This window comes from Thermodesulfobium acidiphilum (assembly GCF_003057965.1).
Lineage (GTDB): Bacteria > Thermodesulfobiota > Thermodesulfobiia > Thermodesulfobiales > Thermodesulfobiaceae > Thermodesulfobium > Thermodesulfobium acidiphilum.
The window spans coordinates 1,376,788-1,391,056 of record NZ_CP020921.1 but is presented as its reverse complement, the minus strand read 5'-3'; the positions used below and the strand labels follow the sequence as shown (position 1 = coordinate 1,391,056).

General features: G+C 35.7%; 12 protein-coding genes. 11 read left to right on the top strand and 1 reads right to left on the bottom strand.

From position 1 onward, the window contains the following. Nucleotides 1–5: 5 nt before the first annotated feature. The 10 genes from fabG to TDSAC_RS06945 all read left to right on the top strand — a co-directional run bounded on the left by fabG (nucleotide 6) and on the right by TDSAC_RS06945 (nucleotide 11,396). Nucleotides 6–743, top strand: coding sequence for a 3-oxoacyl-[acyl-carrier-protein] reductase (gene fabG / locus TDSAC_RS06990; protein WP_108310353.1), 738 nt, complete (start codon nucleotides 6–8; stop codon nucleotides 741–743). Nucleotides 744–764: 21 nt separating this feature from the next. Continuing rightward, nucleotides 765–1,010, top strand: coding sequence for an acyl carrier protein (locus TDSAC_RS06985; protein ID WP_013756769.1), 246 nt, complete (start codon nucleotides 765–767; stop codon nucleotides 1,008–1,010). 70 nt (nucleotides 1,011–1,080) lie between these two features. Continuing rightward, nucleotides 1,081–2,046 carry an NAD(P)H-dependent flavin oxidoreductase gene (locus TDSAC_RS06980; protein ID WP_108309530.1) on the top strand — a complete coding sequence of 322 codons (966 nt, stop codon included), beginning with the start codon at nucleotides 1,081–1,083 and terminating at the stop codon, nucleotides 2,044–2,046. Then, complete coding sequence (fabF, locus tag TDSAC_RS06975) at nucleotides 2,043–3,287, top strand: beta-ketoacyl-ACP synthase II (protein ID WP_108309529.1); 1,245 nt, start codon at nucleotides 2,043–2,045, stop codon at nucleotides 3,285–3,287. Before TDSAC_RS06980 ends, fabF begins: the two co-directional genes overlap by 4 nt. 1 nt (nucleotide 3,288) lies before the next feature. Next, nucleotides 3,289–3,975 carry a ubiquinone/menaquinone biosynthesis methyltransferase gene (locus TDSAC_RS06970; RefSeq protein WP_108309528.1) on the top strand — a complete coding sequence of 229 codons (687 nt, stop codon included), beginning with the start codon at nucleotides 3,289–3,291 and terminating at the stop codon, nucleotides 3,973–3,975. 212 nt (nucleotides 3,976–4,187) lie between these two features. Next, nucleotides 4,188–5,594 carry an FAD-binding oxidoreductase gene (locus tag TDSAC_RS06965; RefSeq protein ID WP_108309527.1) on the top strand — a complete coding sequence of 469 codons (1,407 nt, stop codon included), beginning with the start codon at nucleotides 4,188–4,190 and terminating at the stop codon, nucleotides 5,592–5,594. Beyond that, nucleotides 5,581–6,894, top strand: a complete 1,314-nt coding sequence (locus TDSAC_RS06960) for a (Fe-S)-binding protein (protein WP_108309526.1) — start codon at nucleotides 5,581–5,583, stop codon at nucleotides 6,892–6,894. The genes TDSAC_RS06965 and TDSAC_RS06960 overlap by 14 nt, the downstream gene beginning before the upstream one ends. Further along, the gene (locus TDSAC_RS06955) at nucleotides 6,860–8,179 is read left to right on the top strand and encodes an FAD-binding oxidoreductase (RefSeq protein ID WP_108309525.1); all 1,320 of its coding nucleotides are present in this window, start codon (nucleotides 6,860–6,862) and stop codon (nucleotides 8,177–8,179) included. Before TDSAC_RS06960 ends, TDSAC_RS06955 begins: the two co-directional genes overlap by 35 nt. A 59-nt stretch (nucleotides 8,180–8,238) precedes the next feature. Further along, nucleotides 8,239–10,338: an acetate--CoA ligase alpha subunit gene (gene acs, locus TDSAC_RS09235; protein WP_108309524.1), complete on the top strand. Its 2,100-nt coding sequence runs from the start codon at nucleotides 8,239–8,241 to the stop codon at nucleotides 10,336–10,338. After that, nucleotides 10,335–11,396, top strand: coding sequence for a phosphotransacetylase family protein (locus TDSAC_RS06945; RefSeq protein WP_108309523.1), 1,062 nt, complete (start codon nucleotides 10,335–10,337; stop codon nucleotides 11,394–11,396). The genes acs and TDSAC_RS06945 overlap by 4 nt, the downstream gene beginning before the upstream one ends. Before the next feature lie 93 nt (nucleotides 11,397–11,489). Here the strand turns inward: TDSAC_RS06945 and TDSAC_RS06940 are convergent, their stop codons facing one another. Next, a complete protein-coding gene (locus TDSAC_RS06940) occupies nucleotides 11,490–12,548 on the bottom strand; it encodes an Ldh family oxidoreductase (RefSeq protein ID WP_108309522.1) in 1,059 nt (352 codons plus the stop codon). 105 nt (nucleotides 12,549–12,653) lie between these two features. Here TDSAC_RS06940 and TDSAC_RS06935 point away from each other — a divergent pair, with 105 nt between their 5' ends. Further along, nucleotides 12,654–14,231: a peptide-binding protein gene (locus TDSAC_RS06935; RefSeq protein WP_234405735.1), complete on the top strand. Its 1,578-nt coding sequence runs from the start codon at nucleotides 12,654–12,656 to the stop codon at nucleotides 14,229–14,231. Nucleotides 14,232–14,269 lie beyond the last annotated feature (38 nt).

Sequence of the window (14,269 nt, the reverse complement as noted above, 5' to 3'; positions counted from 1 at the left end):
TGAATATGACATTAGAAGGAAAGGTGGCTCTAGTTACTGGTTCGAGCAGAGGCATAGGTAAAGCTATAGCTAAAGCCTTTGCTATGGATGGAGCGAAGGTTTTGATTAATTATGCTTCTAAAGACGAGGCAGCTAAAGAAATTAAAGAAGAATTAATCAGTATGGGATGTACAGCTGAAATTTTTAAGGCTTCAGTTGAAAGAGAGGCTGAAGTAAAAGCGCTTTTCGAACAAGTGGATAATTTATTTGGTAGAATAGACATCCTTGTGAATAATGCTGGAATAACTAGAGACGCATTAATACTAAGAATGACAGAATCCCAATGGGATGAGGTAATAGATGTTAATCTTAAAGCTGCTTTTTTGTGTTCAAAGGAGGCTGCTAAGAGGATGATAAAACAAAAGAGTGGCAGAATTATAAATATTTCTTCAGTTATTGGACAAATAGGGAATCCAGGTCAAGCTAATTATTCTGCTTCAAAAGCAGGATTATTTGGTTTGACGAAGTCTCTTGCAAAAGAACTAGGTTCAAGAGGAATACTTGTCAATTCTATTGCTCCTGGTTATATTGTTACAGATATGACATCAGGGCTTTCCGATGAGATAAAAAACAAACTACTTTCATCGATTGCCTTGGGTAGGCTCGGTACTCCTGAAGACGTTGCTGATGTTGCACTGTGGTTGGCTAAATCTGCGAATTATGTGACGGGGCAGATTATTTCTGTAAATGGTGGCATGTTTTAAATTTGAAAGGAGGTGAACTTAATGAGTGAGAATGAAATATTTGATAGAGTTAAAAAGATTATTTCAAATCAGCTTGGAATAGAAGAGGGAACAATAGAAATGAATTCTTCCTTTGTTGATGATTTGGGAGCTGACTCTTTGGACACAGTTGAGATGGTTATGGCTTTTGAGGAGGAATTCGGAGTTGAAATTCCAGATAAAGAGGTTGAGAAAATTAAAACCGTTGGAGATGCTGTAAAATTCCTATACGAGAAAGTAGGAGAATAGAAATTCTTAATTTAAAATAAATTTAAAAATTTGTTTGGTTATTATAAATTTTTTTGGGAGTAAGCAAAATTTGAAGAGCAGTATCCTTAAACCGCTTAAAATTGGAAAAATAACTATCCCCCTGCCAATTTTGCAGGGGGGAATGGCTATTAGAGTATCCACTGCACCCCTTGCAGGAGCTGTGGCAAGGGAAGGTGCAGGTGGCATTATTGCTGCAACTGGAATGGGTGATGAAGAACTTATAAATCAAATCAAATTGGCAAGAGAGATCTCTGAAGGTAATGGAGCTATTGGTATAAATGTAATGTTTGCTTATAGCCAATTTGAGAGAGTTGTTAAGACAGCTATTGCAGAGGGAATCGATTTTATTGCTACTGGTGCTGGATTCTCGAGAGACATCTATAAATGGGCTAAAGAATCTGAAACGCCTATTTTACCCATTGTTTCTTCTGCTAAATTGGCCAAACTTGCCGAGAAGTTGGGAGCAAGTGCAATAATACTCGAAGGTACAGAAGCAGGAGGTCATCTGGGTACTGACAGATCTACCTGGGACATTATGCCTGAAATTTTGGAAGTTATTTCTATTCCGCTTATAGTAGCTGGTGGAATTTATTCTGGCAAAGAAATGGCTAGAGCTTTAAAGATGGGAGCTAGTGGGGTTCAGGTAGCTACAAGATTTATTCTTTCAGAAGAATGTGACGTTAGTCCTGTCTTTAAAAAGGTTTTATTAGAGGCAAAAGCTGAAGATGTGGTTAAGATAATGAGTTCGGTGGGTTTTCCTGGAAGGGCTATTCTTACCCCGTTATCAAAAAAGATTATTGAAGGTAATCCCCCTAAGCCGAAAGTATGTGAGGGTTGTATAAAAAAGTGTACTCGATCTTTTTGTATAAGATTAGCTCTAGAATCGGCAAGGCTTGGTGATTATGAGAATGGGCTTTTCTTCAGCGGTTCAAACGTTTTCAGGTATAATGATATTCTTCCCGTGAAGACAATTATAGAAAATTTTGTACATGAAGCCGAGGAGGAGCTGTCATGAGAAAGCGCGTAGTTGTTACAGGGATGGGTTGTGTTACCCCTCTTGGTAATAATGTAGATATGTTTTGGAATATGCTTAAAAATGGGAAAAGTGGTATAATTAAAATTGATGATTTTAAACAGGAATTTCCATCTATGATTGCTGGTAGAGTTAGAAATTTTGCTCCTGAGAAGTATTTTGATAAAAAGGACGTAAGACGTACTTCTAAGTTTGTTCAATTTGCGGTGGCTGCTGCTCAAGAAGCAATTGAAGATTCAGGGCTTTTGGATATTGTTGATAGATCTAATATAGGCGTATGTATCGGTTCAGGAGTTGGCGGAATAGATATTATGGAAGAACAGGCTGTGGTTCTCTATGAAAAAGGACCGATGAAAGGATCGCCATTTATGGTTCCCATGATGATAGTAAATATGGCTTCCGGATACGTAGCTATTAAATTTGGATTGAAGGGGCCTAATTTTGCGCCTGTTTCAGCTTGTGCTTCAAGTAATCACGCTATTGGAGAAGCATTTAGAAGTATAGTTTACGGAGATGCTGATATTATGCTTTGTGGAGGGGCAGAAGCTGCTGTTACTCCACTTGCAATAAATGGTTTTTGTGTGATGAGAGCATTGTCTACCTGTAGAAACGACACGCCAGAACTTGCAAGTAGACCATTTGATAAATCAAGAGATGGGTTTGTAATGGGAGAAGGATCTGGCATAATAGTTTTAGAAGAGTTAGAACACGCTTTGAAAAGGGGTGCAAAGATTTATGCCGAACTTGTGGGTTACGGTGCGTCCTGCGATGCATATCATATGGCAGCTCCGGATCCTTCAGGTGATGGTGCATATACGTGTATAAATAGAGCTTTGAGAGATGCATCCATTTCATATGAAGAGATAGATTTGGTTAATGCGCATGCCACAAGCACCCCTGCTGGTGATGAAGGTGAATTAAAAGCTATAAAGAGAGTTTTTAAAGACCATGCGAAAAATATTTTTATTACTTCAAATAAATCTATGATAGGACATTTGCTTGGTGCAGCTGGTGCTGTAGAACTAATTGCTACAATTATGTCCGTGAGAGAAAACTTTGTACCTCCTACTATTAATCTTGAAGATCCTTGTGACGAGGCTGAAGGATTGAACCTTGTACCAAATAATGGTCAGAATATGAAAAGGTGTGAATATGCTATATCTAATTCTTTTGGGTTTGGCGGACATAATGCTTGTTTAATAATTAAGAAATTTAGAGGTTAAATTGCCAAAAAAAGAATTGGTTCTGGAAACGTTTTCTAAGATATCGAACGTTTACGATTATATGAATGATTTTATGACGCTTGGTATGCACAGGGATTGGAAAAACTTGCTTATCAAGGAAACTTTTAAATTTTATAAAGGCTCAGACGTCCTTGATATAGGTAGTGGAACTGGTGATTTGGTTTTTTTGGTTAAAAAAAGATATCCAGACGTTAGAGTTGTAGCTCTCGATATAAACGATAATATGATTAAGAAACTAAGGCAAAGGATAGAGAGAAACAACATAAAAAATGTAGAAATTGTAAAATCTTTTGCTGAAGACATGCCTTTTGAAAATGAATCCTTTGGTGCGATTATTTCTTCTTATACCGTGAGGAATCTAGAAGATATAGAGAGATCTTTTAAGGAAATATATAGAATTACAAAGAAACCAGGAGTTTTTGGTTTTCTTGAACTTTCTGAACCAAAAATTTTTAAAAATTTATTTTGGTTTTATTTAGATAAAATTTTACCCTTTTTTGGAGAAAAAATAGGCTGTAGAGAAGAATATGAATATCTTGGGCAATCTCTTAGAGCTTTTTTATCGCCTGAAAAGATTACCCTTTTATTAAAACGCGTAGGTTTTAAAAAGGTTTATATTGCACATGTGTGTGCGGGGGTTAGTACTATTTATATTGCAGTGAAGTAATAAACTGTTCAGAATTTTAAGATACTTGATTAACTTCAAATTTTTTTATTAAAGTTTATTTTTAAACAAAAAAAATAAAATCAAACTGGGATTTTAATATGCTGGTATATTTTATTCTGAAATACTACATATAATGTTGCGAATTGTCTGAATTTAATAACATGCAATTTATTTATAAAAATAGTTGTAAAATGCTAGCAGGAGGTGATATCTTGTTGGATAAAGTTAAAATAAAAGAATTAACGGATATTGTTGGGGATTCAAATGTATTAGTAGATGAAAGTGAATTAATGCTTTATTCTTATGATGCTACTCAGCTACATAGAATCCCAGATCTGGTTGTAATTGTTCACAGTCCTGAAGAGGTTTCAAAGATAATAAAATTTGCTAGAAAGAACAATATAAACGTTTATCCAAGAGGTTCAGGAACAAACCTTAGCGGAGGTTCAATTCCAGTTGATGGTGGTATAGTGATAGAATTGAACAGGTTAAACAGAATCATTGACATAGATGTTGAAAATAGAATAGCTATTGTTGAGCCAGGTGTAATTGCTGCAACTCTTGATTGTGAGGTTGCAAAAAAAGGTCTTTTTTATCCACCAGATCCTGGAAGTCTTGCAGTTGCTACTATTGGTGGTTGTGTATGTGAAGGTGCTGGGGGCCTTAGGGCTTTAAAATATGGTACTACAAAGGATTATATCATAGGTCTCGAGGTAGTTCTTCCAAATGGGGATATTATAACAACGGGGAGTTTTTCATCACTGAGAGGTTCTCCTGGTTTTGATTTAACTCATTTATTTGTTGGTTCAGAGGGTACGCTTGGAATAGTAACTAAGATAGCTGTAAAACTCATATATCCTGCAAAAGCGAGAAAAACCTTTTTGGTGTTGTATGATAGAGTAGCTAAAGCTGGGAATGCAGTAGCAAAAATTATAGAAAACAAAATTATTCCATCTACAATGGAATTTTTAGATAAAATTACTATAAATGCGATAGAAGACTTTAAAAAAATTGGTCTTCCGAGAGATATTGAGGCACTTTTACTTATAGAAGTTGATGGAGAACCAGAAGATGTGGAAGCATCAGCAAATATTTTAGAAAAAATATGTATAGATGTTGGGGCAAGGTCAATTTCTATTGCTAAAAATGATGTAGAAAGATTAGATCTTATGGAAGCAAGAAGGGCTGCACTGCCTGTTCTTGCAAGACTCAAACCCACCACCATATTAGAAGATGCAACTGTTCCTAGGAGTAAGGTTTCAGAAATGCTTGAAAAGATTCACGGTATTCAGGACAAATATAATTTAATGATAGGGAGCTTTGGTCATGCTGGAGATGGAAATCTTCATCCAACGATCCTTGTTGACAGAAGAAACAAAGAAGAGATGAAAAAAGTTGATATGGCTATCAAAGAGATATTTGATTATTGTATTGAATTAGGTGGCACTTTAACTGGTGAGCACGGAATAGGAATAGTAAAAGCGCCTTTTATGGAAAATGAATTTAAAAAAGAGGGTATTAGTTTCTTTAGAGATATAAAGAAAGCACTTGATCCAGATAACAAATTAAATCCAAATAAGATCGTAAGTACTAAGGAGGTTCATCTTGACTACATCTAATGACAATTCTTTACCTCTGTTAGAAGGGTATTATGAAGAACAAATAATTAGGTGTATGAAGTGTGGAATGTGTCAAAGTACATGTCCTGTCTATTATGAGGATTCTCTTGAGACAGGTTGTGCAAGAGGTAAACTTGCACTATCAGAAGCCTTATTACATGGTAAGCTTGAGCCAAATCATAAAATTGAAATGATTTTCAATAAATGTTTGCTTTGTCACGCATGTGCTCAAGCCTGTCCGGTAGGGCTTTCTCCTGATAAGGTTTTTGCTGCAGCACGCGCTGAGATGGTAAAAAGGTTTAATATGCCCTGGATCAAATCTGTGATATACAGAAAGCTTTTAGGCGAAGGAAAGCTTTCTTCATTAACTGGGATTCTCTCTCTTGCAAATAGATTAAAACTCTTTAGTATTGCAAGGTCTTTGTCGATTCCAAAAATCTTAGGAAAAAGTGTGGAGAGACTTTCTTTTGTGGATTTGTCAGATATTCCTTCGAGACCATTTACGGATAGATTTCCTGAGGTGCTAGAACCGAAGGGTATACCTTTAGGAGATATTGGATATTTTGTAGGTTGTGCCCAAAATAGTGTTTTCCAGGACGTTGCTGAGGCATCGGTAAACATTCTTCTTTCTTTGGGTTATAGAGTAATAATTCCAAAAGGTCAGGGATGTTGCGGTTTTCCTCATTATGGTGCGGGAGATTTTGAAACTCTGAAACAAAAGATAGCACAAAATTCAAGCGCATTTAAGAGGTATAAGCTAGATGCAATCATAATTTCTTGCGCTACAGGAGGGTCAGCTTTGAAAGATGTTTATCCTGAGATAACAAAAGAGGACGATGCGAGCACTCTTGGTGCAAAGGTATATGATATATCTGAATTTTTAGCCGAGAGACATTTGGTTGACCTGAAGAAGATGTTGCCAAAAAATATACAGGAGAAAGTAAAAGTAACTTATCATGATGCCTGTCACTTAAACAGACTTCAAGGTGTGTTTAAACAGCCGAGAGAACTTTTAGATATAATGCCTTCTTATGAATTTGTGGAAATGGAAAATTCAACAAAGTGTTGTGGTGAGGGGGGAGGATTTACAGTTTATTATCAAGATATTTCTACCAGCATAGTTAATAGAAAGAGAGAAGCTATAAAAAATACTGGTGCAAAGGTTGTAGCTCTTGGATGTCCTGGATGTAGGGCACAAATTTCAGGTGCTCTTAAACAAGAAGGATTAAATATAGATACAAAGCATACAGTTTGTCTTTTGTGGGATGAGATTAAAAAAGGAAAACAGAATAATCTTTGAGGGTTTGGATTATGTTGATATGACAGAAAGGAGTGAAAAATACTTGTTGGAGCCAAAAAAGATAGAAAAAAATTTGTTCGATAACGATACGTATTTCAGAGATGAAACACCTTATTCTATAGTTTATCCTGAAAGTAGCAAGGATGTACTTGACGTTCTTATTTGGGCAAATAAAGAGAAGATAAAGGTTATTCCAAGAGGTTCAAAGAGCAGCTTATCTGGTGGTGCTAAGGCTACAAAAGATTCATTAGTAATTGATTTTTCAAAAATGAACAAAATTATTGAAATGGATACTCACGATTTAGTACTTACTGTAGAACCTGGAACTAAGATAAAGGATATTTATTCTGAAGTTGAAGGATCCGGCCTTTATTTCCCGATTGATTCTTTTTCTTCTTATAATGGGACTGCTGGTGGGGCAGCAGGAGAAAATTATCAAGGTATGAGATTTGCAAAATATTCAGATACAAGACTTAACACTATGCAAATTGAATTAGTTAATCCAGTTCACGGTATCATTACATTAGGAGGAAAAACTGTTAAAAACGTTTCTGGATATGATGCAAAAATAGCGTGGATCGGTAGTGAGGGTACACTAGGCATATTTACTAAACTTATGTACAAACTTTTGCCACTCCCAGAGAAAAGATCAATAATAATTTTACCCTTTGAATCGCTTGATGAATTTTTTAATTTTAAAAAGGATTTTAATTCTTTGAAGATATTTGTTAGTGCGCTTGATTTTATGAGTAATAAAATTGCAAATTATATTTTGAAAGTTGATTCAAAATATTTAGCGTTTATTTTAATTGAGGGAAGAGAATTAGAGGTAGAAAGATTAAAACAAGAAATGTTAAAATTTGGCAAGTCAGATAAAGCGCAAACATTCGAAGGAGAAGATTTCAACTTTATGTATGAAAACAGACTTAGTATGGGGAAAAAAACATTAGATGATAAACTTTTTGCTGATGACGTTACCCTTCCAATTAAAGCTTGCCCAAATTTTTTAAAGTATTTGGAAGAGGCGCATTATGATTTTTTGCTTCACGCTCAGGATGGGGGGGTGCTTGTTTTTAGAAAGCAAGTTCCATCAGAGGACGATGAAATTTATAAAATAGTTTTGAATCAAAAAGGTTCATTAATCGCAGAAAGGCAGCTTGGAATGCAACCAAAGAGAAAGTTGTTCCTTGAAAGGGCAGGCAAAATTTATGTTGAACTAATGGATTCTTTAAAAAAGTCAGTAGATCCCAATTATATTCTTTCTCCCGATAGGTACGTTTTCTGATTAAGATTTTATAAATAATACATTTGTTATTAAAAAATTATGGAGGCGATGAGTATAAAATGGACAAATTAGATATGTTTTTCAAGCCCAAATCTATTGCAATAATTGGAGCTTCAAACGAGGAAAAAAAATTGGGTTATGCGGTGTTAAAAAACATTATAGATGGAGGATATGAGGGAAATATTTATCCGATTAACCCTAAAGCCGATTATATTTTGGGTTACAAGTGTTATAAAAGCGTTTTAGATATTTCAGGCGATTTGGATCTTGCTGTATTTGTTATTCCTTCAAAATTTGTAAATCCTGTTATGAGAGAGTGCGCTCAAAAAGGGATAAAGGGAGCTATAGTTATTACAGCAGGATTTAAAGAAACAGGATTAGAGGGCGCAAAGCTGGAAAGAGAACTGAAAGAAATAGTTAAATCAAATAATATTAGACTTGTTGGTCCAAATGTTTTAGGCTTAATTGATACACATAATAACATTAACGCTTCATTTGCTTCGTTTATGCCAAAGAGGGGTAATATTGGCTTTATATCACAATCCGGCGCTTTTGCTACTGCTATTATGGATTGGGCTGCAGCTAACAATATTGGGTTTTCAAAATTTATCAGCATTGGGAATAAGGCTGACGTTAACGAGATAGATCTTTTAGAAGTTTTAAAGGATGACAGCTATACAGATGTAATATTGATGTATCTGGAGAGCATTGATAATGGAAGAGCCTTTATGGAAATAGCATATAAAACTTCTAAAGTGAAACCTATAATAGTTCTAAAATCTGGCACTACGGCTGCTGGCGCAAAGGCTGCAACAAGCCATACCGGCTCTCTTGCTGGTTCTGATCAGGCATATACTTGTGCTTTTAAACAATGCGGAGTTATAAGGGCGTCTACAGTTGAAGATCTGTTTGACCTTGCAATTGGATTTGCATATCAGCCGCTTTTAAACGGAAACAATATTGCCATTGTTACTAATGCGGGTGGACCTGGCATCATGGCTTCTGATGCTATTGAGAATTTTGGATTGAGAATTGCAAATCTTTCAAACGATACTGTAGAAGAATTGAGGAAAAACCTCCCTTCTGCTGCCGCGGTTTATAATCCTGTAGACGTGCTTGGTGATGCCCTAGCTGATAGATATGAATTTGCTCTGAGTAAAGTTTTGAAGGATGAAAATGTTGATGGAATTATGATAATACTTACTCCTCAAGTTTATACTCAGGTAATGGAAACTGCAGAAAGTATTGTTAGAGCTAAAGATCCTAAAAAACCAATTTTTTCAATATTTATGGGCGGGAAAACAATATTGGCTGCTACCAAATATTTAATGGAAAATAGCATTCCAAATTATTCTTTTCCGGAAAGGGCGGGCTTTGTTTTTAAGTCTATGCACGACAGAAGAGTCTGGTTAAATAAACCTGAGCCCATATACAGAAAGTTTGATACAAAATTTGAACTAGCTGCGAAGTCTTTGAGATCAGAAGATAGAAAAAAAAGGCCTAGTTTGGGTGATTGGGAAGTAAGAGAAGTTTTTGAGGGATATGGGTTTTCTCTTCCGAAAACGCTTCTTGCTACCACTAGTCTTGAAGCGAGTGATTTTGCAGAAGAATTAGGTTTTCCAGTAGTTATGAAGATAGCATCTCCTGATATTTTACATAAAACTGACGTAGGTGGAGTAAAAGTAGGCCTTAAAAATAAAGATGAAGTGATTAGGGCTTTTGATGATATTATGATATCTGCTAGAAGATACTTTCCTGATGCTGAAATTTGGGGTGTATCAATCCAACAGATGCTTCCTCCTGGAAAAGACGTAATAATAGGTTCTGTTAAAGATCCTCAATTTGGCCATATGATTATGTTCGGTCTTGGGGGTATCTACGTAGAGGTCTTAAAGGACGTTTCTTTTAGAATAGTCCCTGTTTCTGAGAGTGATGCATTGAATATGATAAGGGAAATTAAATCCTTTAAGCTACTATCAGGCATAAGAGGTGAAAAAGGTGTTGATCAAAATGCGATTGTTGATGCTATACTAAGAGTATCAAATCTGGTTACCGATTTCCCGGAAATTGTAGAATTAGATATCAATCCATTAAGAGTATTTGAAGAGGGAGCGGTAGCAATTGATATGAGATTAACCGTTGGAGGTGGGACAGAATGAAAGGGCTTTACTTTGTATCACCGGAATCATTTGTAGGAAAGAGCACTGTACTTTTGGGAGTTGGGAGAAACCTCCAAGCTCAAGGAAAGAAGGTTTCATACTTTAAGCCTCTGGGGAATCTCCCGACGAGAGAAGAGGGTTTGTTGACAGACGAAGATGCTGTTTCTGCTCGTAAGGCATTGGGTTTGAAAGATCCTCTTGATGAAATGGTACCTGTTGTAATGACGCCTGATTTAGCTGTCCTGTTTCTGAAATCTCAGGTGACAGATATTACAAAACAGGTAAAGGAAAGCTATGAAAAGCTTTTAGGTAAGAATGAGGTCATTCTTGTAGAGGGAGTAGGTAATTTTATAGAGGGTAAGATGTATAGCCTTGCTCCAAAAGATGTAGCTGAGTTACTCGATCTAAAGGTGATAGTGGTTGCAAGGTGTGAAACAGATATTCTTGCAGATCACATTCTCGAAGCGAAGGAAATTTTTAAAGACAGACTTGTAGGCTTTGTTGTAACAGGTGGAACACAAGCTTGCAGAGAATATCATCACAGACTCTTGATCCCATATCTGACGGGTAAAGGTATTAATTTCCTTGGGGCAATTCCTCAGGATGAAACTTTGAAGTCTATTAGCATCCGTGAACTGGTAGAGGTATTAAACGGTGAAATACTTTGTCAGGAAGACAAACTTGATGAACTAGTTGAAAGATTTCTTGTTGGTGCTATGAGTGTAGATAATGCTCTTAGATATTTTAGACGGGTAATAAACAAGGCTGTTATAACTGGTGGAGATAGATCAGATATTCAAATGGCTGCATTGGAAACGCCTACCAAAGTACTTGTATTAACGGGAAACTTTTATCCAAGTAATGTTGTTTTGGCCAAAGCTGAGGATGCAGGTGTCCCAATTGTTCTTGTGAAACAAGATACGCTTACTGTAGTTGAGCTTGTAGAGAGAGTTTTTGGCAGAGCTCGCATCAGAGAAGAGAAAAAGATCCAGAGGGCAACTGCTATGGTAGAGGAGTTTGTGGATTTAAAAGCTATCAGTAAAGCCCTTGATTTATAATTATAAATACTATAAGCCCCGCAAATCTCTTTCGCGGGGCTTATAGTGTAGGGTTTGAATATAAAGTAATTTTTTAATTTAAAATGTTTTGTTCTAATTTTTTGGCGCTAAATTAAATTCTATTCCTACTGAACTTCCCAATTCTTTTAGTTCTTTTATTACGTTTTCACCTAAGGGGGTTCCTTCTTTTATATTTTTTGATTCTCTTATATATTCAATTTCTCCTGGCATAAATATTTCTTTTGTCCCTTCAGCTTTAGGAGATTCTTTAATTGTCTTGATAAAATCTGTTATTCTTTGATTGAATTCGTCTACATCTATAAAGGCTTCTAATTTTACTGCCATCATAAAGAATCCTAAGTTTTGAGGTTTTTCTGGTTCTTTATAAAGTTCTCCAGTATGAATGAGATATCCTGCACCGCTTAATACTGAGCTTAAAATATCCCCTATTACAGCCAAACCGTAACCTTTATGATCTCCAAATGGAAGTAGGGCACCCTTTAAGGCTTCGTTTGGATCATCGGTAGGAATTCCTCTTTCGTCAACAGCCCAAGTAAGAGGTATTTTTTCGTTATTTAACTGTGCTATTTTTATCCTCCCTCTGGATGTGACCGAAGATGCCATGTCCAGAATTATTGGGTAAAATTGTCCTCCTGGAAATCCGAAAGCAATTGGGTTAGTACCAAGAATTGCCTTTCTGCCGCCAAAGGGAGCAAGGAGGGGAGACGTGTTTGTAGTAGCTATACCAAACATATTATTATTTAATGCCATTTCAAGGTAATGAGCAACTATTCCAAAATGGTTGCCCTTTCTAACTGATGAAATACCAACAAAAGTTTTATGTGCTTTTTCAATTGCTTTTGACATGGCGAACTGTCCTGCGACTTGACCCATTGCATTGTCGGCGTCAATTAAAGTGGTTACTGAAGTTTCTTTTAGAACTTTTAAGTTTGGTTTTGGATTTATACCCCCCTTTTTTATTCTTTCAACATAGATAGGTAACCTTGCTAGACCATGTGTTTCGATTCCTCTTAGATCTGCTTTTACAAGGATTGTGGCTGTAGTTTTTGCATCTGATTCAGACATAGACATTTTTTTTAACACTTGTGTTGCCCATTCTACAAGTTCTTTTTGATCAAATCTGATTTTCAAATTTCTCCTCCTCCTGCAATTAAATTTGGATGTATAAAAATAATTGTTTATTTGATACCATTATATTATAATAGCTTTGTTAAAAGATTAAGGATCGGAGATATTTTGACTAGAAGGAGTTTTTTGGCTTTTCTAACTCTATCTGGATTTTCTCTTGTTTCAGGTTGTTCTACAGTAAATCTTCCCAAGGATAGTCTGGTTTTGTCGTTGGGAAGTGACCCTGTAACCCTTAATCCTATACTTGCTTCTGATTCGGCATCCCTTTCTGTTATAGATTTTCTTTTCAATGGAATTATAAGAGTTGATGAGGATCAAAAGATCCAACCGGATTTGGCTGAAAGTATAAAGATTTTAAATAATGGTTTGGTATATAGAATTGTTTTGAGAAAGGACGTTTATTTTCATGACGGCGTTAGATTAACTGCTGATGATGTCGTTTTTACATATGAAAAAATTCTTGATCCAAAAACAAATACTGTTAGAAGATCTGATATGGTCGTTGACAACGTGCCGATAAAGGTTATAAAGGTTGATAATTTTACTTTGGATTTTGTTTTGCCTGGAGTCTTTTCCCCATTTATATCTAATTTAGGAATTGGAATATTACCCAAACATATACTGGAGAATCAAGATATAAATACATCAGATTTTAATAGAATGCCAATTGGGACGGGACCCTTTATTATGAAAAAATGGCAGGTTGCTGACAAAATATTACTTGAATCGAATAAAAGATATTACAGGGGAAAGCCACTATTAAATTCTTTAATTATGAAAATAATTCCTGATAGTAGTTCTCAAGTCTTTTCTTATGAAACTGGAGACATAGATATGGTTGATCTTAGACCAAAGGATGTGGCGTGGATAAAAGAAGATCCAACAAGTACAGTTGTTTCTTATCCAATAAAAGCCTATACTTATTTGGGGTTTAACCTAAAAAATAGATTGTTCGAAGACAGAAATGTAAGAGTAGCAATTGCTCATGCAATCGATAAAGATGCGCTTGTAAAAGCAGTCTTGATGGGTTATGGTGGAGTACTTAACTATCCAACATGTCCTCTTGATTGGTCTTATCCTGAAGGGTTATGGTATCCGGAATATAATCCTGAGAAAGCAGACGAAATTCTTGATAGTGCTGGCTGGAAAAGAGGTTCTAATGGTTTAAGGTATAAAAATAATCAACCATTCAGATTTACCTGTCTTATAAGACAGGGCAGCAAAGATAGAGAAATGGCTGGAGTTATTATTCAACAATATCTTGAAAAAAGAGGAATAAAGATGGACCTGGTTACCTTAGAATGGAGCAGTCTTTTACAAAGATTGACATCAGAAAAAAAGGATTTTGATGCCACAATAATGGGTTGGGGTTTGGGCATTGATCCAGATCCATATGGAATATGGTATTCGAAAGAATATCCTAATGGGTTTAATCTAAATGGTTATAATAATCCAGAAGTGGATAGATTAATTATATTAGGTAGGCAAACAATTGATCAAGAAAAAAGAAAGAAGATTTATAGAAAAGTATATAAGATTATAGTTCAAGATCAGCCATATGTATTTCTTTGGTATCCAAAAAGTATTGTAGCTTACAGAAATTGGGTAAAGGGGCTTTCTAAACCGAACCCTTCTGGGCTTATTGTTTATCCAGAGAGAATATATGTAGAAAGGATTAGGGGTTAGATTTTGTAGTAGTAATTAAGGTGTGATAAAATTTACTT